We start from the raw sequence: 22,495 nt of genomic DNA, 5'->3' as shown, positions 1-22,495 counted from the left end.
GGGCGTTACCCCCCACTCCACAAGCTCTCCGACAGGAGCCGATCCCCCCATGGAAATGGAACCCGCCCGCAGGGCAGCCCACCGCCCAGCCCAACTCGCCTACGACTACAGCCTCTTCGCCCCCGCCGACGCCACCGCCCCCAAGGTCTGCCGGGACTTCGTACGCACCGTGCTCCTCACCCTCGACCGCGAACCCCTCATCACGCCCGCGACCCTGTGCACCTCGGAACTGGTCACCAACGTCCACCTCCACACCAAGGGCACCGCCATGCTCCGCGTCCAGCTCACCCCGGCCCGCCTCCGGGTGAGCGTGTACGACGAGAGCCGCGAGCCCCCGGTCACGCCGGCCGCCACCGGCACCGCCTGCTGGGGTCGCGGCCTCGCGCTGGTGGCGGAGGTGGCGGATCTGTGGGGCGTGGCGGGCGAACGGGCGGGGCGGTTCGCGAAGGGGGTGTGGTTCGAGTTGGGGGAGGGCGATCGCCTGCCACTCGAACGGGCGGTTGGCCTGTCCTTGGGACCTGCCAGGCCGTAATGTGAGGACAGAGGCTAATTGCTGCAAATTTCCCGCACAGAATGCGTCCTAACCCCGTAAAGGAGGTGATGAGCTGTGCTTCTCAGCTTCCGCGTCGCCAACCATCGGTCCATCAAGGAAGAGCAGCAACTGTTGCTCGGCCCGGTGTACGAGGCGGACCGCCCGGAGGGGACGGACTGGCAGGCGGTCCCCGTCGCCGCCGTCTTCGGGGCGAACGCGGCAGGCAAGTCGAACGTGGTGGACGCCCTCCGCTACATGGCGGAGATGGTGAGCTCCTCACACCTGAACGCCGAGCCCGGCGCCGGAATCGCACGTCACCCTTTCGCGCTCGACGAGGAGTGCCGAGGACAGCCGTCCTGGTTCGTCGTGGATCTGTCGCTCGAGGGTGTCCGGTACACGTACGGCTTCAGCCTCGATGACGACCGGGTCGTAGACGAGTGGCTCTACAGCTACCCGCACGGGCGGAAGCGGATGGTGTTCCAGCGCAGCGGCGAGGACTTCTCCTTCGGCGACGCGCAGCCCCGTAAGGAGCTGGAGCTGGTCAGGAAGATCACCGAGCCGAACAGCCTGTTCATGTCCGTCGCCGCGCGGTCCCGACAGGATGCGTTTCTCCCGGTGTACGAGTGGTTCGCGCAAGGGGTGCGGTTTCGCGGTGGCTCAGGGTGGGAGTTCCTCCTCCTGAGCATGTTGGTGGGAAAACTATTGAAGGATCCAGCTCGGATCCCGGGCGTGATCGGGCTGCTCAAGGCCGCGGATCTGGGCATCGAGAACGTGGGAGTGGACCAAGTCAACTACGTGGTCCCGCGCGGGCCCAAGTCTTCGGAGCGGTCCCACGAGGTGCCTGTCGTCTGGGTCGAGCACCAAGGCCGCAGCGGCCCCGTACGGCTCGGTCTCGAACACCAGTCGTCCGGTACGAAGGCACTGCTGGCATACGCGGAGTCGGTGCTGACGGTGCTGGACGGCGGCGGGCTCCTCGTCGTCGACGAGATCGACTCCAGCCTGCACCCCCGGCTCACCGCCCATCTGATCAAGCTGTTCCAGAACGAGGAGACCAATCCGCAGGGGGCTCAGCTTCTGCTGACAACGCACGACGCGAGCCTTCTGGGGCACAGCGGCGGTGAGGACATCCTCAAGCGGGACCAGGTGTGGTTTGTTGAGAAGGACGCTTACGGGGAGACGACCCTCTACCCGCTCTCCGACTTCAAGCCGCGCCAGGAGGAGAACCGGGAACGCCGCTATCTGGGCGGTAGTTACGGCGCCGTACCGCTGTTGAACGAAGAGCTGTTCGCGGCTGCTGTCGCAGTGCGGGAGGAGACTGGTGGCGAGGACCCCGAAGAGTAGCGGGCGCCGCCGCCCCGTCTTCGAGTCGGACCTGAGGCGCGTGGCGGGGAAGCGGGAAGCCCGCCGGAGGCTGCTGATCGTGTGTGGTGCGGATGTAACCGAGAGCGACTACTTACGCGGGTTGGTCGCGCATGTCGCCAATCCCGCCGTCACAGTGCGGATCGCCACGAAGTCGTGCGCGCCCTCGCAGCTCATCAAGTACGCCGCAGGACAACGAGAGTTGTCCCGGAGTGACTTCGACGAGGTGTGGTGCGTCTTCGACGTCGACGAGTTCCCGGACGTGTCGCGTGCCGTCTCGTGCGCGAGAGACGCCGGGATCGAGGTCGCCGTCTCCAACCCGTGCTTCGAGTTGTGGCTGATTTTGCATTTCGGCACACACACCGCATACGCGGGAAGCTACCGCGAACTGCTGCCGCACTTGGCACGCCATCTACCCCGCTACGACAAGTCCCGCCTCGACTTCCGGTACTTCGTGGACGGATGGGAGTCCGCGATACCGCGTGCCAGGAGGCTTGCCCCCTCCGGCAAGGAACACGAAGTCAATCCGGCCACCGGCATGTGGACGCTGGTCGAACGGATTGCGGGGCGGTCCCGCGCGTGAGGGAGGCATCGCGCTGCCCACCCTTGGGTGGCTTCTGCTGTGCACACTCCACGATCCCGACTCGCCCGAAACCGCCCCCAGGGCCGTACGGCATGATCCATTCATGGCAGAGATCGTGTTGATGTCGGACCCGAAGATCGCCGCGATACCCGTCGTGGACTGCGGTGAGCCTCTCCTCGACGTACGGGAGAAGGCGCCATTTCCCGTCGACGGGCGGAGACAGGACGGATCGGGAGCCTTCGCGCATCTGCGGGAAGGGGTGTTGAGCAGGCTCGTCGAGGCACAGGCCTTGCTGCCGGACGGCGTACGGCTGTTGTTCGTCGAGGGGTACCGGCCGCCCAGCCTGCAACGGATCTATTTCGAGCGGTACGCCGACGAGTTGCGCGCGAGCAACCCCGACTGGGATGCCGAGCGGCTCCGGTCCGCGGCGAGCAGGTATGTGTCCCCGCCGGAGATCGCCCCGCACAGCGCGGGTGCCGCCGTCGATCTCACCCTCGTGGACGCCGACGGTCGCGAACTCGACATGGGCACCCCGGTGAACGCGAACCCGGAGGTGAGCGACGGTGCTTGCTACACCGCGGCGGAGAACATCAGCTTGGAGGCGCGGGCCAACCGGCAGCTGCTCGGCGACGCGTTGACCGCCGTAGGGCTCGTCAACTACCCCACCGAGTGGTGGCATTGGTCCTACGGCGACCGGTACTGGGCCCTCGCCTCGGGTGCCGGTCACGCGCTCTACGGGCCCCGGGAACTCGAACTCGACGCTTGACGAAGGTCGGTTGGTATTGGCCTCGTGGGGCGCGGAGATCCTGTGGAGATGCACGCCCGCGGGGCCGACGAGGCGGACGATCCGGGCGTCCGGGTCAAGGACTGGTCAATGAACTCCCTGAAGATCGTCTAGGGTTGCGCGCTGCCACCTGACGATCACGGGGAGATTCTTTCGCATGGCTGGAATGAACGGGGACATACGGCACGCGGCGCCGCGCAGGCGGGGCGCGATGGCGATGGGCGTGACTGGGCTGGTGCTGTCGCTCGGGCTGCTGACCGGGTGCGGGTCGGGTGACGCGGCGAACGAGGGCGGGTCCGACGGGAACGGCAAGGGCGCTGCGTCCGGAGGCGGCAAGGCCGGGGCCGGTCCCGCCTACAAGGGCCCCCAACTGCCCGGCCTCGCCCGGAAGTCCGCATGGAGCCTGGCCGCGACCGAGGGCGGCAGCGCCCCCGGCGTACTGGACCTCGGCGACACACTGCTGTTCGCCAAGGACGCCGACGGCGCCTACCTCTCGGACAATGAAGCCCAGGGCGAGCCGGAGAACGCGAAGAACCGTGTGCTGTTCTTCGCGGACGAACCGGAGAACCTCGTCCTGGAGTTCCGGGACGTGAAGACCGGTGCCCTGCGCAAGACCCTCAAGGTGAAGGCCGACATGGTCTCCGTCACGACGTGGCACGAAGGCGTACCGGCCGTCGCCGTGAGCACGTCCGCGACCGCCGAGTCCGACGGGCTCACCGAGGAGTCGACGACCTCGACGGCCACCCTGTACGACGCCACCGGCAAGAAGCTCGGCGCGAGCCAACTCCCGCAGGAAGACGAGCAGTCGACGGAGGAGCAGACGTACGACGCCGCCTACCTCTTCGAGGGCTACCGTGTCGCCGTCGCCGACAACACCCTCAGCCTCACCCCCATCGACGGCGGCACCGCCCGCACGGTCGGCTGCACCGGTTCCCAGGCCGGCTGCTCGTTCCTCCCGAAGGAGGGACTGGCCACCGGGCAGTCGACGTACGCCCCGCTCATCACGGGCACCTACTACGCCGGCTTCGAGAACGCCAGCGGCTACGAGTACGACCCCGAGCAGGTAACCCTCTCCGACCTCACCACCGGTGCGAAGGTCTGGAGCAGCGGCGAGGTGACGCCGCCCCAGGGCGTGAAGTTCCGGGAGGACGGCGACCGCATGTCGGAGGCGACCCGGGTGCTGCGGGTCGAGGACGGCAAGATCCTCACCGCCTGGCAGACCCAGGCGGGCTCGGACACCTGGATCGACGCCTGGTACGACCTGAAGGGCGCCAAGACCGCCACCGTGTCCTATCCGAGCGTCGAAGAGCCGCTCTTCGCGCCCTCCGGCGACCTGTTCGCCGCCGCCACCGACAGCGGCACCGTCGTACGGCAGACCGCCGACGGCAAGCAGCTGTGGGCCCAGGGCACGAACGAGAAGGCGCTCGCGCCGGTCCGGTTCTCCGCGGACGGCTCGGTCCTGTACGGCACGACGGACGCTACGGACAACGGCATCGACGACGACAACCACACCGTCGTCGCCGTCGACGCCCACACCAAGAAGGTCCTCGCCAAGGACCTCACCACCGACCAGATCCCCTACTTCAACGACACCTCCCGGTACGGCTACCTCTCCACCGACGACGGCTTCTTCGTCTTCGCGCCTGCCTCCTGACTCGCCTGTCGCCAAGTCACCGCGGTCGCCAAGTCATCGACGTACGGCCGGAGTTCACGCCACCCGCGTGAACTCCACCGTCACCTCCGGCGGCCCCCCGGCCACCCCCCGGTACACCCCCTTGTGCGGCGTCACGTCGTCGTAGTCGCGACCGCGCCCGACGACCACGTGGGACTCGTCGGCCCGGGTGCTGTTGGTGGGGTCGTAGCCGGTCCAGTCGCCCGCCCAGTACTCGATCCAGGCGTGGCTCTGGCCGGCGACGGGGCGGTGGAGTTCGGCCTCGCGTTCGGGGTGGAGGTAGCCGGAGACGTAGCGGGTGGGGAGGCCGAGGCCGCGCAGGAGGCCTGTCGTGAGGTGGGTGATGTCCTGGCAGACGCCCGCGCCCTGTTCCCAGGCTTCCATGGCGCTGGTGTTCACGCCGGTGGCGCCGGGGATGTAGCGGACCTGGTCGGTGACGAGGGAGGAGACCGCGACCGCCGTCTCGTGGGGGTCCAGGCCGGATGTGAGGCTCCTCGCCCGTTCCACCAGCTCCGGCGACACCGTCGTACGGCTGGTTGGCGCGGCGTACTCCAACAGGCGTGACTGGGACGTCACTTCGGCGACCTTCGCCCATGTGGGGGCAGCCCTCAGCGGGCCCGGCGGGGCCGTCTCCACCAGGCTGGACGCCGTGATGGTCAGGTCCGCGTGGGGTTCCATGAGGTCGAAGCCGGTCACCTGGGTGCCCCAGTAGTCCCAGTACGACCAGGTGGCGGTGGAGGGGTTCACGGTCACCCGGGCGTCCAGGGTCGTCTGGCCGGGGAGCGTCAGCGGGGTCATGCGGACCTCGTTGTGCGAGGAGACCGCGGCCTGCGCGTAGGAGACGCGGGTGGTGTGACGGATGCGGAGACGGCGCGTCATGGACGCACTCACGTTGATCACGTTGCTCATGTCGCTCACGCTCCTTCCTGGGCCCATTCGACGGGCCCCTGGTACGGGAAGAACTTTTCCGCCACCGCCTCCGCCGAGGCCATGCACGCCTGCTGCAAGTCCTTGAGGAGGAGGGGGAGTTGGTCCTCAAGGGCCGAGAGGTCCAGGTACTCCAGGCGGGTCCGCATACGGCCTATCGGGCGGCGTGCCGGGTCCTGGCGCGGGCGGCCGAGCGCCGCCAGGCACTCCTCCGCCGTGGTGAGGGCGTGCAGGGCCGAGCGCGGGAAGTCCCGGTCCAGCAGGAGGAATTCGGCCACCCGCGGGGTGTCGCCGAAACCGCCGTACACCCGGGCATATGCCTCGTCCGCGCCGCTCGCGCTGAGCAGCGTCGGCCAGTCGGGGGCGTGCGCCGCGTCCAGCACCCGTACGGACAGCAGCCGTACGGTCATGTCGACGCGCTCCAGACTTCGGCCCAGCACCACGAAACGCCAGCTGTCGTCCCGGCTCATCGTCGAGTCGGCGAGCCCGAAGAAGAGGGCGGCCCGGCGGCGTACGAGTTCCAGGTAGGCGTACGGACCCGTGCGGCGCGCGGCGAGACGCTGGTCGGCGAGGGCGTGCCAGGTGGAGTTGAGGCACTCCCACATCTCCGACGACACCGCCTCGCGCGCGCTGCGGGCATTGAGGCGGGCGGCGCCGAGCGCGCCCTCGATCGAGCAGGTCGAGCGGGCGTCGAAGGCCAGCTGGTCCAACACCTGCTGCATGTCGACACGTTCGTCGCCGGCGTCCACGCCGAGGATGGCGTAGAGGGAGCGGCAGGCGACGTCCTCGTCGCGCCAGGGGTCTTCGAGGAGCCGGTGGAGGTAGGCGTCGAGGATGCGGCCGGTGGCGTCCGCCCGCTCCACGTAACGGCCCGTCCAGATCAGGGCTTCGGCTATCCGGGAGAGGATCACGTCGTTCACTGCTGCTGTGCCCCTTCCTGTACGACGGCGGGGGTGCCGTCGGGTCCGAGCTGGCGCGGGACGACGTCCGGAACGGTGCCGTCAAACTCAGGCTCGGGATGTTCGGCGGGTCCCTCCGCCAGCACCCAGGTGTCCTTGGAGCCGCCGCCCTGGCTGGAGTTGACGATGAGGTTCCCCTCCTGGAGCGCGACCCGGGTGAGCCCGCCGGGCAGCACCCATACGTCACTGCCGTCGTTGACGGCGAACGGACGCAGGTCGATATGGCGCGGCGCCATGCGTTCGCCCGCGAGGGTGGGGGAGGTGGACAGGGCGACCGGGCGCTGCGCGATCCAGCCGCGCGGGTCGGCGGCGACGGCGGCACGGGTGCGTTCGAGGGTCTCCCGGTCGGCCTTCGGCCCGATGACGATGCCCTGGCCGCCCGCGCCGTCCACCGGCTTGATGACGAGCTGGTCGATCTGGTCGAGCACGGCGTCCAGCTGGCCCGGTTCGTCCGGCCGGAACGACTCCACGTTCGGGAGAACGGGCTCCTCGCCCAGGTAGTACCGGATGAGATCGGGAACGTACGTGTAGAGGAGCTTGTCGTCGGCGATTCCGTTGCCGACGGCGTTGGCGAGCGTGACCGTGCCCGCCTGTGCGGCGCTCAGGATGCCCGGGCAGCCGATCACCGAGTCGGGCCGGAAGTGCAGCGGATCGAGGAAGTCGTCGTCGAGCCGCCGGTATACGACGTGGACGGGCATCTCGCCGCGCGTCGTCCGCATCCAGACCCGGTTGGCCCGGCAGACCAGATCGTGCCCTTCCACCAGCTGCACGCCCATCAGCCGGGCCAGCAGGGCGTGTTCGAAGTACGCGGCGTTGCTCGGCCCGGGCGTGAGCACGACGACACGCGGGTCGCCGACCCCGTCCGGGGCCGCGGCCCTGAGCGCGGCGAGGAGCTTCTGCGCGTAGCCGTCCACGGGGACGACATGCTGCTCGGCGAAGAGGGAGGGGAAGATCCGGGTCATCGCACGCCGGTTCTCGATGACGTACGACACCCCGGACGGCACGCGAACGTTGTCTTCGAGCACCCGGAAGTCCCCGGCCTCGTCCCGTACGAGATCGATCCCGGCGACATGAATCCGGACACCGCCCGGTGGCTCGACCCCGTGCGCGGCTCGGTGGAAATGCGGTGAGTTGAGCAGCAGCCGCCACGGGACGACACCGTCCTCGAAGGCCCGGCACGGCCCGTAGGCATCGCTGAGATAGGCCTCAAGGGCCCTGACCCGTTGAGCGACCCCGCGTTGTATGAGATCCCATTCGAGCGCGTCGAGAATCCTGGGAACAAGATCCAGCGGCCAGGGCCGCTCCTCGCCCGCGAAGGCGTAGGTCACACCTCGATCGGTGGACGCACGGGCCATCTGATCGGCCTTGAACCGCAGTTCACCCGGTTCGATCGGCTGAAGCGCCGCCAGCACCGGCTCATAGGCGGTCCTGACCTCACCCGGCCGCTCAAACATCTCGTCCCACGCATCGGCCAACGCGTACGCGTCAAATATGTCCGCCATGGACTGACGTTAAGTGCGATACGTAACGCGCCGATCACTCGACGATTTCCGCCGGCTCACGCGGTGTTTCGTCGCGCTCCGCCGCGCGCCGCCACGCTCCGGCGCGTGCCGCGGCCCTGGCCGAAAAGGGGGGTGATCGACCAGGGCCGCTCGGAGCGCCGTCGCGCCCGTGGGAAGCGGTACCACCATGCACCGGGGGGCGGGGCCGCGCCACCGTCATCTTGTTGCAAGGGGCGGGGAGGAGGTGGGGAGATTCACGGGCAAATAGGGGTGAGAAGGTGCCCGGGGTGAAGAGGAGCGGTCGTCAGTCGGTGGCGGAGGGGGGTGCATGAACCCGCCGAAAGAGGGGTGTGGGGAAGGGGCGGCGTGACGCTTCAATGTCCCTTGCCCGGTTCGCTCTTGGCGAGCGCAACTGGGCTTCTCCCCGCACGACGTGGGGAGTGAGTACCGGCCTGTGCACGAGCTGACAGGTTTCCGACGAAGGAAGGAAGGTGCAATGAGCAGTAGAGGTATGCGCCGCGCCGCGGTTGGTGTGCTCACCGTGATCGCCATCGCAGGAGCGTCGCCGGCGTTCGCGCTCTCGGCCAGTCGGGGTGGTGCCCGTGGGTGGACCGAGCAGTCCGCGTCGATCATGAACATCCAGGACACCCAGGATGACGGCCATGACGTGAAGGCCGAGTACTACAGGACTGCCCACCCGAGCGACAAGCTCACCCTGTGGAACAAGCAGGCCTACGGCGACACGTACTTCGAGGACAACGACGGCAACGCCTGGACCGTGGAGAGCGGGAAGTACTCCACCATCTTCAAGATGCAGGTCTGCGAGGTGTACGACAACTGGCCCGATGCCTGCAGTGGTTGGGTCGAGTAGTCACCGCGGGTTGTAGCTGACCCACTGCGGAGAGCTGGAGGGGTGGTGGCCGGTGATAGCGGCCGCCACCCCGCCGTGCGCATGAGTCTACTCAGCGAGTCGAACTCACGGCGCCTCTCACGGAGGGGGTGCGAGGCGGACGAGCAGCATGGAAATCTCTCTGGAGGTGCAAGTGGGCGGCTACACCGAGCGTGTTGTGCTCGAAGTCGAGAATCTGGAGTACGGCCTGCCTGGCCGGTCACTGCTGGCGGGGGTCCATCTCCGGATCGCCGCCGGTGAGTCCGTTTCTGTGATGGGTGCCAGCGGCAGTGGGAAGACCACGCTGTTGGCGTGCATCCTCGGTCTTGTCCAACCGGACGCGGGATTGGTACGCGTCGCGGGCGTCGACCAGGGCGGGCTGTCGTCTCGAGGGCTCGCCCGGCATCGCCGGGAGAACATCGGAATGGTCTTCCAGTTCGGCGAGTTGCTTCCGGAATTGTCGCCCCTGGAGAACGTGGCCTTGGCGGGGCTCCTGGCCGGCAAGAAGACCGGTGAGTCCTACGCGCGTGCGGCCGAGTTGCTCGATGAACTGGGTGTGCCGTCGGAGGGTTCTGCCACCGCGACGCTGTCAGGTGGCGAACGGCAGCGAACGGCGGTCGCACGCGCATTGATGAACGACCCGGCCCTGCTTCTCGCGGATGAGCCGACGGGGTCACTGGACGCTGTGCATCGTGATGCCGTGTCAGAACTGCTGTACAGCGTGCCACGGCAACGAGGCTGTGCCCTCCTGGTGGTCACACACGACGTCAGCGTCGCGCGGCGCGCGGATCGACAGGTCCGACTCGACGGAGGCCGGTTGTCAGCTGACGCGGCGGTTGCAGACATGGGGGGAAGCACGTGAACGACCGAGGGTTGTTCCGTCAGTTGTTGCACATGGGACGTACGGCTGCCCTGGCAGCGGAGGCGGGTCGGGTGCGTTTCTGGGCGCTTGCCCTGGCCACCATCCTGCTGTCTCTCGCTGCGAGTGGCCTGGTGTTGGCTTCGGCCTCCTTCGACGCCCGCACGGAACGTAGTGTTGCGAGGTCTCCCCGACTCATCGCCGCTTACCCGCACGAGACTCCTCGGGCGCTTTGGGCGCCGACCACGTCAAGTATCGGAGACATGGCGTACGACGTCGTGTACATCGAGCCGATACGCGAGGACGCACCGCTTCCCCCCGGCCTCTCCCACTGGCCCGAGCCGGGAGAAGTCGTGTTGTCCCCCGCTCTGTTGAAGTCCGGTGGGCGCGAGGGCGTCTCGCGGCAGTTCGGGAGGTTCGGCGGTGTCATTGGCCCTGCAGGCCTCGAAGCGCGGGCTGAGCGCTTCGCTTATGTCCGGCCCAGCGCCAAGATGCTTGATCGATCCAAGATGTTCGAGATCAGTGGGTTCGGTGCAGAGGCATCCGCCGGTTTTGTCGGGGAGAGCATTCATAATTTCGGGGCGCAGAAGTTCTACGCCGGATATGCCGTATTGGTGCTTCTTCCGTCAGCTCTCCTCGTGGTCATCGCGGCACGGGTGGGAGCCGCTGCCCGGGACAGGCGCACGGCACTGCTCGGAGCCCTGGGCGCCGGCAAGGGAGCCAGGCTGGCCTTCACCCTCGGTGAGGCGGCGCTGCCTGTAGCCCTCGGAGCGGGTCTCGCGGCTCTGGGCGCCTCGATCCCGCTCGTGCTGGACTCGTCGTACCCGCTCGTGGAATTCGTCCTCTCAAAGGAAGACGCTCGTGACGCGTGGCCGGAGTTGCTGCTCTGCTTGACAGTTGTTCCGATCGTAGTGCTCTTCGTGACGGTTGTTCTTCAGCCCGGCTACCAGCGTTCGGGCGGAACCAGGCCGGTGTCCGTAACGGGACGCAGAGCGTGGATGGCATGGGTATTCCCCTTCGCTCTGCTGGCCACTGTGCGGGGCGCTGAACTCGCGCCCCTTGAATTTCGGATACCTGTGTATGCCGCTGGCTGCGTAGTGGTGCTCTCGACTCTTCCTGCTGTCATCGGGACCGGGGTGGGGCGGCTCGGGCCGTTCATGGCCGGTGTCGGTCGGCGGTTCGGTGCGCCGGGGCTTCTCGTCTCCGGGCGCCGACTGGGCGTTGGGTCGCGTTCGGTGTCGAGGCTGGTGGCTTCCATGGTGATCGCCATAGGGCTTGCCGCCCAAACGCAGCTGTGGACAGGGGTGTTCGGGGAGTTCACGAAGAGCGCGATCGAGACCCAGAAGAGAGTGGGGACGACCGTTCTCAGAGTCACCCCCTACGCGGGAACTGATCGGGTGCGGGATTTCGAGAGCGAGCTGGCATCGGACGCGCTGCCCTTGGGCGTACGGCAGTCAGGTGACCGGGTTGAGATCGTAGGTGGCTGTGCCGCGCTTCGGGAGATCGGTCTGCCGTGCTCGAAGACGGCTGTACGGATCTCGGCAGCGAGCGGAGATGTACGCCTCCGGGAAATCCTGAGCAGAACTGGAGTGGCACAGGGGGCGAAGGGATACGTGCGACGCGGGTCGGTCTCCCGTATCGGCGACAGCAGGCGCAGTTCGGTGACCTTGCTGATCGTGGGCAAGGACCGTAAGCAGCTCTCGGTACCGGAGATTCAGGGGATGGCCGGCCGGTCTCTGGCGATGAAGGCGTCCGTTCGGCCCTTGGGGGACCTGTCCGACACGGGGAAACTGGAGACGGCCACCGGGTGGGTGCGACTGATGTCGCTCGTGGGAGTGGGCGTCATCGGCTTGGTGGCCGGGATCAGTGCGATGGCTGAATTTCTCCGCTTCGGACGGGAGCTTGCCCCGCTGTCCGTGCTGACGGGCAGCCGCTGGATCTTTCGGTCCGTGGCCATGTGGTCTCTGCTGATGCCCGCGGTCTTGGCGGCGGCGCTGGGCGTGTTGGTGTCATGGTGGCTGGCGACCCCGCTCACCAGTACTTCTGTGGCGACACCTGCGTCCATGGCGCCTATCACGGTTGGTGCACTTGCCTGTGCCCTGTTGCTTGCCTCGTGGGGAGCGTATGCCGCGGTGCGGGCGGCTGAGATGTGGAAGCCCTCGTCGGACTGAGGTGTGCGTGGCCATTCCGATTCCATGCGCCGCTGGAGAAATTCTTTCGCGCAGTGCCCCTCATAATGTGGGGTGTTGCGGTTCGCGGGAGTGAGCTCGCCAGGCGATCCGGGCGGCTTGTACGCGGTTTTCGACTCCGATCGTCTCGTAGATCGTGCGAACGTGATCCTTCACGGTGTGTGTGCTGATGCTGAGCTTTTCGGCGATGGCGAGGTTCGAGAGTCCATCGCCAAGGAGACTCAGGATCTCGTGGCACCTAGGGCTGAGACTTCTTAACTGTTCCCGAGCCAGGTTCACTTCTTCTGCCGCCCGACTGGGGTCGAGGTAGCGGTCCACCACGGGTCGTGCCACCTCTGGAGCAAGCGCGACGCTGCCGGCGACGGCCGCTCGTATGGCCCACCGGAGGTTGTCCACACAGTCGCCGCTGTGAAGGATGCCGTTCGCCCCCCTGTCGAGGAGTCTTCGGGCTCCGGGCTCCGTGACGTGATCGACGAGAACAATACTTTTGGGAGTGGTGGCGAGCCGGTCCAATTCCCTGAGCGTGTACAGGGCTTCATCGACGTTGGAATGGCTCAGAACGAGTATGTCCGGCGTTGCCGTACGCGCGAGTCGGGATGCCGATGCGATGGAGCCTTCGCTGACGACACGCACTTGATCGTCCTGCTCAACGGACTGACGCACTTCGGCGCGCTCCACAGAATGGCGCCCGAAAATTCCGATCCGTATCACTCGTATCCCTCCCCGTTGGCGCGGCACATCACGAGAACCCTGGCCGGATGGGGGAAATCCGGCCAGGGTCGCTCAGGATGCCGCTACGCCCGGACAGACAGTCTATTCCGCGGGCGTTTTGGTCGGCGGAAATAGTGAATTCCCGCCGTCACCAAGAATGCGCTCTGTGGATACCTTGTCGCCACCGTCATCTTGTTGCAAGGGGTGGGGCGGAGGTGGGGCGATTTCGGTACGAAAATGGATGAGAGGGGGCGCGCGGGCGGGGCAGCCGTGTTGCGATGCCGGACGGGTCCGCGCATAGTTGCGCTGCGGATGACGCTGTAACGCGGGGCTTACGCCAGGGGTTGGAGCCAGGAGTGGGAGATGGCCGGGCACGGTACGGACACGCATCCGCACGGCGCTGACCGACTGTGCGAGGCCGGCGACCGGGTCTACTCCCGGGCCGTGCGGCGCGGCCGTGTGCCCCGCGAGGACGCGGAAGCGGTGCCCTGCCTGCTGGAGCTGGCGCTGCTGCACCCCGACCCCGACGACATGGGGTGGCTGGTGCCGACCTCGCCGCAGGAGGTCATGACGCGACTGCTGCGCGGGGTGTACGAGGAGGTCAGCGCGAGCCAGGCGCGGGTGGGCGAGGCGGTGTCGGCCTTCGAGTGGTACGCGGGGCTCGGCGGACGCGTCCAGGTGCCGGCCGGGGGGGTGGCGATCCGGGTCCTCGACGGACTGCCCCGGATTCGCGCCGCGATGGACAAGGCGACGGAGGAGTGCGCGAGCGAGGTCCTGGCGGTGCAGCCGGGCGGCATCCGCCGCGAGGACGAACTCTCCGAGGGCCTGCACCGCGCGCTGGAGATGCGTCGCCGCGGCGTCCGGATGCGCGACCTGTACACGCATGTGGCCCGGCACGGCCAGGGCCTGCTGAACTACATGGAGTTGATGGGCGGCGCGGCGGAGGCACGCACCCTCGACGAGGTCGTCGAACGCCTCATCCTCTTCGACCGCAAGGTCGCCTTCATCCCCGCCAACACGGACCGCACGATCGCGCTGGAGCTGCGCCACCCGGCCCTGGTCGACTACTTGGTCACGGTCTTCGAACGCCTCTGGCGGCTGGCGATCCCCCTGACGTCCCCCCTCCCCTCGACGGGCATCGAGGGCATCACGCACCGGGAGCGGTCGATCGCCGCCCTGCTGGCGGAAGGGCACCAGGACGCGGTGGTCGCCGAGCGGCTGGGGATCAGCGTTCGGACGTGCCGGGCGCACATCGCACGGCTGTCGGAGACGCTGGGGGCCGCCAGCCGCACGCAGTTGGGTGTGCGGATCGCTCAGGCGGGCCTGGACGGGCCGCCTCGGGCACCGGAGCTTGAGCCGGTCACGCCTCCGGGTGCTGTCCCGGAGGTTGCTCCGGGGGCTGTTCCGGGTCCTCGTGCTGTCGCTGATCCAGAATCCCCGACCGGCCTATGAGGTAGCCGAGTTGGGCGCGGCTTTCGCTGCCGAGGGTGGCGGCGAGTTTGGCTATGTGGACGCGGGCGGTGCGGATGTTCATGCCGAGGCGGTCGGCCATGGCGGCGTCGGTGAGGCCTTCGATGAGGAGGCCGGCGATGGCGCGTTGGCAGGGGGTGATGCCGTTCAGGGTGGGCTGTTGCGCGGCCTCAGGGTACATGGGGGTGGTCAGGTGCCAGAGGCGGTCGAAGGTGGCGAGGAAGAAGTCGATCAGGGCCGGTTACGGACTTCCAGGGCGAGTGTGCGGTCCTTGTTCGCCGGAATGTAGGCGACGGTGCGGTCGATGATCAGCAGCCGCTGGGTGACTTCGTCGAGGGTGCGGGCTTCCGCGTCGCCCTTCAGCTCTTCGTAGCGTGCGAGGACGGTGGGGGCGTGGCGGAGGGTGTGCTGGTAGAGGGTGCGGATGCGGCCGCCACGGTCGAGGAGGGCCTGATCGCGGCCCAGGGCTTCGACGTGGACCTGAGGCGGCGGACCGATGTGACTGGTGTGCGGCTGGATGGCGAGAACCTGGGACGCGTCGTTCATGGCCTGTGTGATGGCCCGGTTGATCCGCTTCATACCGCTGAGCACGCTGATCGTCGGCGTGTCCGTCGTGGTCGTAGGGGCCCCGTCGAACCGCAGGAGTGGCTCGAAGACCGTGGCCAGATGCTCTTCGCGTCGCCGTTTGTCCGCGATGCGGTCCTCGACGCCGCGCAGCAGTCGGTGCAGGGCGAGGGCCGGGGCCACGGGTTCGAGGCGGCACATGTCCTCGACGTGAGGTTGGCGCAGGCCGAGGTCGAGAAGGCAGGGGGCGGTGTCCGCGTCCCTGCCGGACACCTGTCCTTCGCACAGGGCCTGCGTGTACAGCTCCACGCCTTCCGCGCAGAGATCCTCGACCCGTGCGACCTGTGCGCCCGCGTCACTCCGCCTCACCCTCCTCCTGCTTGAGGATCCCGGATTCGGCGATGAGGTAGCCGAGTTGGGCTCGGCTTTCGCTGCCTAAGGTGGCGGCGAGTTTGGCTATGTGGACGCGGGCGGTGCGGATGTTCATGCCGAGGCGGTCGGCTATGACCGCGTCGGTGAGGCCTTCGATGAGGAGGCCGGCGATGGCGCGTTGGCGGGGGGTGATGCCGTTCAGGGTGGGCTGGGTGACGGCTTGGGGATACATGGGGGTGGCCAGGTGCCAGAGGCGGTCGAAGGTGTCGGCGAAGTAGCTGACAATGGCTGGGGTGCGGATTTCCAGGGCGAGGGTGCGGTCCTTGTTGACGGGGATGAACGCCACGGTGCGGTCGACGACGATGAGCCGCTCGGTGACTTCGTCGAGGGTGCGGGCCTCGACGTCGCCGTCCAGCATTTCGTAGCGTCCGGCCACTGCGGGCGAGTGTCGGAGCGGGTGCTGATAGAGCGTGCGCATGCGGCCGCCCCGGTCCAGCAGGGCCTGGTCGCGGTCCAAGGATTCGGCCAGCGCTGCGGCATTACGGCCGGTGTGGGGCTGAATGGCGAGGATTTCTCCGTTCGCGTCGGCCATGGCCTGCGTGATGGCCTGGTTGATCCGCTCCATACCGCTGAGAACGCTGATCGTCGGGGTCTCCGCGGTTGCGGAGTGATGACTGTCGATCCGCATGAGCGGTTCGAAGGCCTCAGCCAGGCGGGCGTCGCGCTGCCGCTGCCGGGCGATGTCCTCGGCGGTGGCGCGCAGGAGCCGGGGAAGTGCCACGGCGGGGGCTATGGGACGCAGCCACCGCATGTCCTCGATGTCCGGCTGGAGCAGACCGAGGTCGATCAAGCAGGGGACGGGGTCGGCTTCGTCAGTGGGCACGCGCCCTTTCTGCAGGGCACGCGTGTACAGGGCCACGCCTGCGTCGCACAGGTCCTCCACTCTGTGTGGATGGGTCCCCGTAGACCTCGACTCCCCGTCGGCCGGCACTCAGCTGTCCTTGTCCAGGAGGCCCGACTGCGCGATGAGATAGCCGAGTTGGGCCCGACTTCCACTTCCCAGCGCGGCGGCGAGCTTGGCTATGTGGGCGCGGCACGTACGGACATTCATGCCGAGGCGACGGGCGATGGCCTCGTCGACGTGGCCCTCCACGAGTAGGTGGGCTATGGACCGCTGGACGCCGCTGATGCCGTCAGTGGGTGGGGCGTACGGCGTCTGTGCGAGGAGGGGGACGGCACGGCGCCAGAGTTGTTCGAAGACCTTGACGAGGTACTGGACGAGTCCGGGGTGGCGGAGTTCCAGAGCTACGCGCCGGTCGTCCTGCGCGGGTATGAAGGCGACTTCCCGGTCGAAGATCATCAACCGTTCTATGAGCTCCTCAAGCGTACGTATCTCCACCTTGCCCTGAGCCATCTGCTCGGCGTACTCCAGGGTGCCCTGGCTGTGCCGAGCTGTGTGCTGGTAGAGGGTGCGCATCACGATGCCGCGTTCGATGATCCCGTGGCCGATCTCCGCTGCCTGGTTCAAGACATCCTCAGGACGTCCACCGCCTGGCTGCACCGTGAGGATTTCGGACCGGCACTCCGCCGTGGCCCGCTGTATGGCTTCATTGATGCGGGGCATGCCTTCCAGGACCGTGATGGCGTGGGTGGTCGGCCGGTCCTGGGCCGTGATGGACATGAAGGGCTCGAAAGAGTCGGTAAGGCTGATGGCCAGATGCCGACGCTCCTGGATCTCCCGCTCGATGGGGTGGAGACGCTGCGCGAGGGCAGCGATCGGTGAGACCGGCCGGAGCAGGTCCGGATCGTCGGGATCGGGCTGGAGGAGCGCGAACTCCACCAGGCAGGGCGCAGGGGACACGTCCGCACGAGGGATGCGTCCTAGGCGCAAAGCCTCGGCATAGAGCTGCCTGCCCACCTCGCAAAGATCCGCCACCCCGTGACCATGTGTCTGGTTCATGTGGCTATTGGGCAATTCTCCACCCCCCAGGGTCCTGAACGTGCAGGAACATGATGCACCTCGCAGGTGGCTTGACGTGTCCTGATGAGCCATCGTCTTCAGGGCGGGGGAGAAGACTTGGGAAGTGAGGACGAGGCCCAACATGTGCAGGAAAATGCTTCGCTCGGTACTTGCTCTGGCCTTCTCGGCGGGACTGGTCTTCGGTGCGGCCCATGGCTTGGATGTGATCTGGAACAGCCAGCCTGCGACCGCGGTTCAAGCGGATGTGATCTGGAATGCCGTACCAGCGACCGTGACCTTGGCCGACCCGGCTCCGGATCCTGTCTGGGATGCCACTCCGGTGGACGCCGAGGCATGACCATCCCCCCCGACGACCGCTCCTTCCGCCGAGAAATGGCCACCGCCTACCGCTCCGGCTGGCACTTCATCGACCTGGTCACCGCCATCCCCCACAGTGGTGACTCGTTGATGGTGACGGTGTTCGGAGAGCCTGTCGTCGTCACCCGGGACGACGAGGACGACGTACGGGCGTACCGGTGTCTGCGGCGGCCTCGGGGGGCGCCGCAGCCGGTCCGGTGTGCCATTCGGTACGGAATGATCTTTGTGAACCTTGACCAGCGTGACCACCAGCTTGTCGAGCCGGAAGCCCCGGACGTACAGACCATTGCAGCCACCCCCCGCAGTGCCTGACGCGATTCCCCCGTCGTAGTAGATCGCGCAGGTACTTCCCCCCGCAGCGGCGTCACCGTGACCTGAACACGGTGACGCCGCTGCAGTTTTACGTGAAACCTCCAGGATTCCGCCCATCTCGGCAAGGGCTGAAACCGGCCGTAGCCCGGCTGCCCCGCGTCAGCCCCGCCCCATCGCCGACGTCAGCTCCACCTCGATCACCACCCGCGCCGGATTCGGCGCCGGCACCCGCCCGTACCGCTCCGCGTACCGCCGCTCCGCCTCCGCGACGCGTGCCGGGTCCACGGACACCCTCGCGCGCCCCTCCAGCGTCGCCCAGCGGCGGCCGTCGACCTGGCAGACCGCGACCCGGGCGCCGTCCGCGCCCGCGGCCAGTACGTGGCCCACCTTCGCGCTGGACTTGTTGGTGATCACCCGAGCCAGACCCGCCTCCGGGTCGTATGTAACCCCGACGGGCACCACGTGCGGGCTCCCGTCGGGCCGGAGCGTCGTCAGCGTGCACAGATGCCGCTCGCGCCAGAAGCTGAGGTAGGCGGGGTCGGGATCGCGAGGGTCTACGGGGTATGCGGCCATGGTCCGAAATGTAGCCGGAGCTGTCAGCGGTATGCCGCATGGCCCGTATGGCCTCCACTCCACCCCTTGAGTGGAATAGACTCAACTTTGTGCCCGTTGGCACACTCAGCATGAGGGAACGCTGACGCAGGGAGGAGAACGCGAACGTGGACGCCGAGCTGACCAACAGGAGCCGGGACGCGATCAACGCGGCCACCAGTCGGGCCGTGTCGGAGGGGCACCCGGACCTCACCCCCGCCCACCTGCTGCTCGCTCTGCTGGCGGGGCAGGAGAACGAGAACATCATTGATCTGCTGGCCGCCGTCGACGCCGACCAGGCCTCCGTCCGTGCCGGGACCGAGCGCGTCCTCGCCGGTCTGCCCAGCGTGACCGGGTCCACCGTCGCGCCCCCGCAGCCCAACCGCGAGCTGCTCGCCGTGATCGCCGAGGCGGCCGACAAGGCCAAGGAGCTCGGCGACGAGTTCCTCTCCACCGAGCACCTGCTCATCGGTATCGCCGCGAAGGGCGGCCAGACCGGCGACGTACTCTCCCAGCAGGGGGCCAGTGCGAAGAAGCTGCTGGACGCGTTTCAGAAGAGCAGGGGAGGGCGCCGGGTGACGACCCCGGATCCCGAGGGCCAGTACAAGGCGCTCGAAAAGTTCGGTACCGATTTCACCGCCGCCGCGCGGGACGGGAAGCTCGATCCCGTCATCGGGCGGGATCAGGAGATCCGGCGGGTCGTGCAGGTGCTGTCCCGTCGTACGAAGAACAATCCCGTGCTCATCGGTGAGCCGGGCGTGGGCAAGACCGCCGTCGTGGAAGGGCTCGCGCAGCGGATCGTGAAGGGCGACGTGCCCGAGTCCCTCAAGAACAAGCGGCTGGTCGCGCTCGACCTCGGCGCCATGGTGGCCGGGGCGAAGTACCGGGGTGAGTTCGAGGAGCGGCTCAAGACCGTGCTCGCCGAGATCAAGGACTCCGACGGGCAGATCATCACCTTCATCGATGAGTTGCACACCGTCGTGGGCGCCGGGGCCGGCGGCGACTCCGCCATGGACGCCGGCAACATGCTCAAGCCCATGCTCGCGCGCGGCGAGCTGCGCATGGTCGGTGCCACCACTCTTGACGAGTACCGCGAGCGGATCGAGAAGGACCCGGCGCTGGAGCGGCGCTTCCAGCAGGTGCTGGTCGCCGAGCCCACCGTCGAGGACACCATCGCCATTCTGCGCGGGCTCAAGGGGCGGTACGAGGCCCATCACAAGGTCCAGATCGCCGACAGCGCGCTCGTCGCGGCCGCGACCCTCTCCGACCGGTACATCACCTCCCGCTTCCTGCCCGACAAGGCCATCGACCTCGTCGACGAGGCGGCCTCCCGGCTGCGTATGGAGATCGACTCCTCTCCTGTCGAGATCGACGAACTCCAGCGCGTCGTCGACCGGTTGAAGATGGAGGAGCTGGCGATCGGCAAGGAGACCGATGCCGCCAGCAAGGAGCGGCTGGAGAAGCTGCGCCGCGACCTCGCCGACAAGGAGGAGGAGCTGCGCGGTCTCACCGCCCGCTGGGAGAAGGAGAAGCAGTCCCTCAACCGCGTCGGTGAGCTGAAGGAGAAGCTCGACGAGCTGCGCGGCCAGGCCGAACGCGCCCAGCGCGACGGCGACTTCGACACCGCCTCCAAGCTGCTCTACGGCGAGATCCCCACCCTGGAAAGGGACTTGGAGGAGGCCTCCGAGGAGGAGGAAGAAGCCGCCAAGGACACCATGGTCAAGGAGGAGGTCGGCCCCGACGACATCGCCGACGTCGTGGGAGCCTGGACCGGCATCCCCGCCGGGCGGCTCCTCGAGGGCGAGACACAGAAACTCCTGCGCATGGAGGAGGAGTTGGGGCGCCGGCTGATCGGGCAGGCGGAGGCCGTGCAGGCCGTGTCCGACGCCGTACGGCGTACCCGCGCCGGAATCGCCGACCCGGACCGGCCCACCGGATCCTTCCTCTTCCTCGGCCCGACCGGCGTCGGCAAGACCGAACTCGCCAAGGCGCTGGCCGACTTCCTCTTCGACGACGAGCGGGCCATGGTCCGCATCGACATGAGCGAGTACGGCGAGAAGCACAGCGTCGCGCGGCTCGTGGGCGCCCCGCCCGGTTACGTGGGCTACGAGGAGGGCGGCCAGCTGACGGAGGCGGTGCGCCGGCGCCCGTACAGCGTCATCCTGCTCGACGAGGTCGAGAAGGCGCACCCGGAGGTCTTCGACATCCTGCTCCAGGTGCTGGACGACGGGCGGCTGACGGACGGTCAGGGGCGGACGGTCGACTTCCGCAACACCATCCTGATCCTCACGTCGAACCTGGGCAGCCAGTTCCTGGTCGAGCCGATGACCTCCGCGGAGGAGAAGAAGCAGCAGGTCCTGGAGGTCGTACGGGCCTCCTTCAAGCCGGAGTTCCTGAACCGGCTCGACGACCTGGTGGTCTTCTCGGCCCTCGACAAGGAGGAGCTGGAGCGCATCGCCAGGCTCCAGATCGACCGCCTCGCCCAGCGCCTGGCCCAGCGCCGGCTGACCCTGGAGGTCACCGACGCGGCCCTCGCCTGGCTCGCCGACGAGGGCAACGACCCGGCGTACGGCGCGCGCCCGCTGCGCCGCCTCGTCCAGACCGCCATCGGCGACCGGCTCGCCAAGGAGATCCTGGCGGGCGAGGTCAAGGACGGCGACACGGTACGGGTGGAGGTGTTCGGGGACGGGCTGATCGTGGGCCCGGCGACCGGCAAGACCCTGTGATCCCGGCCGCGGCTCAGGACGAGTAGGCCTCAAGGCGTACGAGGGCGGTGTCCCCGTCCTCGTACGCCACGGTCAGTCGTGCGTAGTCGGCGTCGTACTCGGCGTCGAAGTCGATGTCGAGGCACACGTCCTGGGTGCAGGCCTCCGACGGCTTCTCGTCCGGGTAGGAGTCCTTCAGCCAGGCGGCGACATCGGTGCGTGGCATCTTCCAGGTGCCGCGCACCACGTCGTCCATCCAGTCGTCCAGCGAGCACTTACCGTCACGCGCGCTCTCGGGCAGCGTGCCGTGTGCGAACGTCATCGCCTGTGAGCAGGTGATCTCCGAGTGTGTGCGGAAGGGGTCGCCACTCGCCTCGGCGGTGATCACCGACCACGCGAACCACCCCCCGACGACCACGGCGAATGCCAGGCACAGCGACCACATCCCCCACAGCAGCCACCGCAGTCTCCTCCGCATGCGCATGACCAGATCATGTCAGTGCTGGTGCGGCCGGGTGACCGGATCTTGTCAGCCTCCGGCGGAAGGACCCGGCAAGGGTTGCCACCCCCCGCCCTGGATGGGGGAGGATGGCAGGATCCGTACGAAGGGAAATACACGGTGAGCATCGACCCGTCCTCGATTCCGAACTTCGGGGGCCAGCCCGAGCCGCAGTCCGGCGGCCCCGCGGGCCCCGTCGTCCCGGATCAGGACCTCGTGAAGCAGCTCCTCGAACAGATGGAGCTCAAGTACGTCGTCGACGACGAGGGTGACCTCGCGGCGCCGTGGGAGCAGTTCCGTACGTATTTCATGTTCCGCGGCGAGGGCGACCAGCAGGTCTTCTCGGTGCGCACGTTCTATGACCGGCCGCACCAGATCGAGGAGAAGCCGGCGCTGCTGGAGTCCATCGATGACTGGAACCGCCGCACGCTGTGGCCCAAGGTCTACAGCCACACGCACGACGACGGCACGGTCCGTCTGATCGGCGAGGCGCAGATGCTGATCGGCACCGGCGTCGCCCTGGAGCACTTCGTGTCCTCCACGGTCAGCTGGGTGCGGGCCGCCATCGAGTTCGACAAGTGGCTCGTCGAGTCGCTCGGCCTCGAAGAGGAGATCAACGAGGCGGAGAAGCCCGAGGGCGACGACGAGGAGTAATCCTCCGGTCAGGTCCTGACGAGC

General features: G+C 67.8%; 20 protein-coding genes and 1 pseudogene. 12 read left to right on the top strand and 9 right to left on the bottom strand.

Annotated elements, in window-relative coordinates:
• Positions 1-49: 49 nt before the first annotated feature.
• From OIC96_RS22785 to OIC96_RS22765, 5 genes are all read left to right on the top strand, one after another.
• On the top strand, positions 50-532 hold the full coding sequence (locus tag OIC96_RS22785) for an ATP-binding protein (RefSeq protein ID WP_330306053.1): 483 nt from the start codon (positions 50-52) through the stop codon (positions 530-532).
• A 75-nt stretch (positions 533-607) separates the two neighbouring features.
• On the top strand, positions 608-1,873 hold the full coding sequence (locus OIC96_RS22780; protein WP_330306054.1) for an AAA family ATPase: 1,266 nt from the start codon (positions 608-610) through the stop codon (positions 1,871-1,873).
• A complete protein-coding gene (locus tag OIC96_RS22775) occupies positions 1,851-2,474 on the top strand; it encodes an RloB family protein (RefSeq protein WP_443058349.1) in 624 nt (207 codons plus the stop codon). Before OIC96_RS22780 ends, OIC96_RS22775 begins: the two co-directional genes overlap by 23 nt.
• A gap of 103 nt (positions 2,475-2,577) precedes the next feature.
• The gene (locus OIC96_RS22770) at positions 2,578-3,240 is read left to right on the top strand and encodes a M15 family metallopeptidase (protein WP_330306055.1); all 663 of its coding nucleotides are present in this window, start codon (positions 2,578-2,580) and stop codon (positions 3,238-3,240) included.
• Between the two features lie 175 nt (positions 3,241-3,415).
• Complete coding sequence (locus OIC96_RS22765; protein ID WP_330306056.1) at positions 3,416-4,912, top strand: hypothetical protein; 1,497 nt, start codon at positions 3,416-3,418, stop codon at positions 4,910-4,912.
• A gap of 54 nt (positions 4,913-4,966) precedes the next feature.
• On the opposite strand, the gene OIC96_RS22760 is transcribed toward OIC96_RS22765, so the two are convergent.
• Genes OIC96_RS22760 through OIC96_RS22750 form a run of 3 tightly spaced genes read right to left on the bottom strand, consistent with a single transcriptional unit; the run spans position 4,967 to position 8,318 of the window.
• Positions 4,967-5,809 (bottom strand): transglutaminase family protein, encoded by an 843-nt coding sequence (locus OIC96_RS22760; protein ID WP_330310215.1) that lies wholly within the window; start codon positions 5,807-5,809, stop codon positions 4,967-4,969.
• A 35-nt stretch (positions 5,810-5,844) separates the two neighbouring features.
• Positions 5,845-6,777: an alpha-E domain-containing protein gene (locus OIC96_RS22755; RefSeq protein ID WP_330306057.1), complete on the bottom strand. Its 933-nt coding sequence runs from the start codon at positions 6,775-6,777 to the stop codon at positions 5,845-5,847.
• The gene (locus OIC96_RS22750) at positions 6,774-8,318 is read right to left on the bottom strand and encodes a circularly permuted type 2 ATP-grasp protein (protein ID WP_330306058.1); all 1,545 of its coding nucleotides are present in this window, start codon (positions 8,316-8,318) and stop codon (positions 6,774-6,776) included. The genes OIC96_RS22755 and OIC96_RS22750 overlap by 4 nt, the downstream gene beginning before the upstream one ends.
• A gap of 496 nt (positions 8,319-8,814) precedes the next feature.
• On the opposite strand from OIC96_RS22750, the gene OIC96_RS22745 reads away from it, so the two are divergent.
• The 3 genes from OIC96_RS22745 to OIC96_RS22735 all read left to right on the top strand — a co-directional run bounded on the left by OIC96_RS22745 (position 8,815) and on the right by OIC96_RS22735 (position 12,237).
• Entirely contained in the window at positions 8,815-9,189 is a 375-nt protein-coding gene (locus OIC96_RS22745; protein ID WP_330306059.1) for a hypothetical protein, read from the top strand.
• A gap of 148 nt (positions 9,190-9,337) precedes the next feature.
• On the top strand, positions 9,338-10,069 hold the full coding sequence (locus OIC96_RS22740) for an ABC transporter ATP-binding protein (RefSeq protein ID WP_330306060.1): 732 nt from the start codon (positions 9,338-9,340) through the stop codon (positions 10,067-10,069).
• A 260-nt stretch (positions 10,070-10,329) separates the two neighbouring features.
• On the top strand, positions 10,330-12,237 hold the full coding sequence (locus tag OIC96_RS22735; protein ID WP_330306061.1) for a hypothetical protein: 1,908 nt from the start codon (positions 10,330-10,332) through the stop codon (positions 12,235-12,237).
• Between the two features lie 60 nt (positions 12,238-12,297).
• Here OIC96_RS22735 and OIC96_RS22730 read toward each other — a convergent pair whose 3' ends face one another.
• Entirely contained in the window at positions 12,298-12,933 is a 636-nt protein-coding gene (locus OIC96_RS22730) for a response regulator transcription factor (protein WP_330462137.1), read from the bottom strand.
• Positions 12,934-13,329: 396 nt separating this feature from the next.
• On the opposite strand from OIC96_RS22730, the gene OIC96_RS22725 reads away from it, so the two are divergent.
• Positions 13,330-14,418: a helix-turn-helix transcriptional regulator gene (locus OIC96_RS22725; protein WP_330306063.1), complete on the top strand. Its 1,089-nt coding sequence runs from the start codon at positions 13,330-13,332 to the stop codon at positions 14,416-14,418.
• Here OIC96_RS22725 and OIC96_RS22720 read toward each other — a convergent pair.
• The 3 genes and pseudogenes from OIC96_RS22720 to OIC96_RS22710 form a co-directional block, all read right to left on the bottom strand.
• Positions 14,327-15,201: pseudogene (locus OIC96_RS22720) on the bottom strand (helix-turn-helix transcriptional regulator). The gene OIC96_RS22725 and the pseudogene OIC96_RS22720 overlap by 92 nt on opposite strands.
• A gap of 154 nt (positions 15,202-15,355) precedes the next feature.
• On the bottom strand, positions 15,356-16,363 hold the full coding sequence (locus OIC96_RS22715; RefSeq protein ID WP_330306064.1) for a helix-turn-helix transcriptional regulator: 1,008 nt from the start codon (positions 16,361-16,363) through the stop codon (positions 15,356-15,358).
• Positions 16,364-17,332 carry a helix-turn-helix transcriptional regulator gene (locus OIC96_RS22710; protein ID WP_330306065.1) on the bottom strand — a complete coding sequence of 323 codons (969 nt, stop codon included), beginning with the start codon at positions 17,330-17,332 and terminating at the stop codon, positions 16,364-16,366. It lies immediately after the preceding gene.
• Between the two features lie 354 nt (positions 17,333-17,686).
• Between OIC96_RS22710 and OIC96_RS22705 the strand changes: the two genes are divergently transcribed.
• Positions 17,687-18,022 carry a hypothetical protein gene (locus OIC96_RS22705; RefSeq protein WP_330306066.1) on the top strand — a complete coding sequence of 112 codons (336 nt, stop codon included), beginning with the start codon at positions 17,687-17,689 and terminating at the stop codon, positions 18,020-18,022.
• 159 nt (positions 18,023-18,181) lie between these two features.
• Here the strand turns inward: OIC96_RS22705 and OIC96_RS22700 are convergent, their stop codons facing one another.
• On the bottom strand, positions 18,182-18,595 hold the full coding sequence (locus OIC96_RS22700; RefSeq protein ID WP_330306067.1) for a pyridoxamine 5'-phosphate oxidase family protein: 414 nt from the start codon (positions 18,593-18,595) through the stop codon (positions 18,182-18,184).
• Positions 18,596-18,741: 146 nt separating this feature from the next.
• Here OIC96_RS22700 and clpB point away from each other — a divergent pair, with 146 nt between their 5' ends.
• Complete coding sequence (clpB, locus tag OIC96_RS22695; RefSeq protein WP_330306068.1) at positions 18,742-21,339, top strand: ATP-dependent chaperone ClpB; 2,598 nt, start codon at positions 18,742-18,744, stop codon at positions 21,337-21,339.
• 13 nt (positions 21,340-21,352) lie between these two features.
• On the opposite strand, the gene OIC96_RS22690 is transcribed toward clpB, so the two are convergent.
• Entirely contained in the window at positions 21,353-21,802 is a 450-nt protein-coding gene (locus OIC96_RS22690; protein ID WP_330306069.1) for a hypothetical protein, read from the bottom strand.
• A gap of 135 nt (positions 21,803-21,937) precedes the next feature.
• Here OIC96_RS22690 and OIC96_RS22685 point away from each other — a divergent pair, with 135 nt between their 5' ends.
• Entirely contained in the window at positions 21,938-22,471 is a 534-nt protein-coding gene (locus OIC96_RS22685; RefSeq protein WP_330306070.1) for a YbjN domain-containing protein, read from the top strand.
• The last annotated feature ends 24 nt before the right edge of the window (positions 22,472-22,495 follow it).

Source organism: Streptomyces sp. NBC_00775, assembly GCF_036347135.1.
GTDB classification, from domain to species: Bacteria; Actinomycetota; Actinomycetes; order Streptomycetales; family Streptomycetaceae; genus Streptomyces; species Streptomyces lutosisoli.
This window is presented reverse-complemented; position numbering and strand designations above follow the sequence as displayed.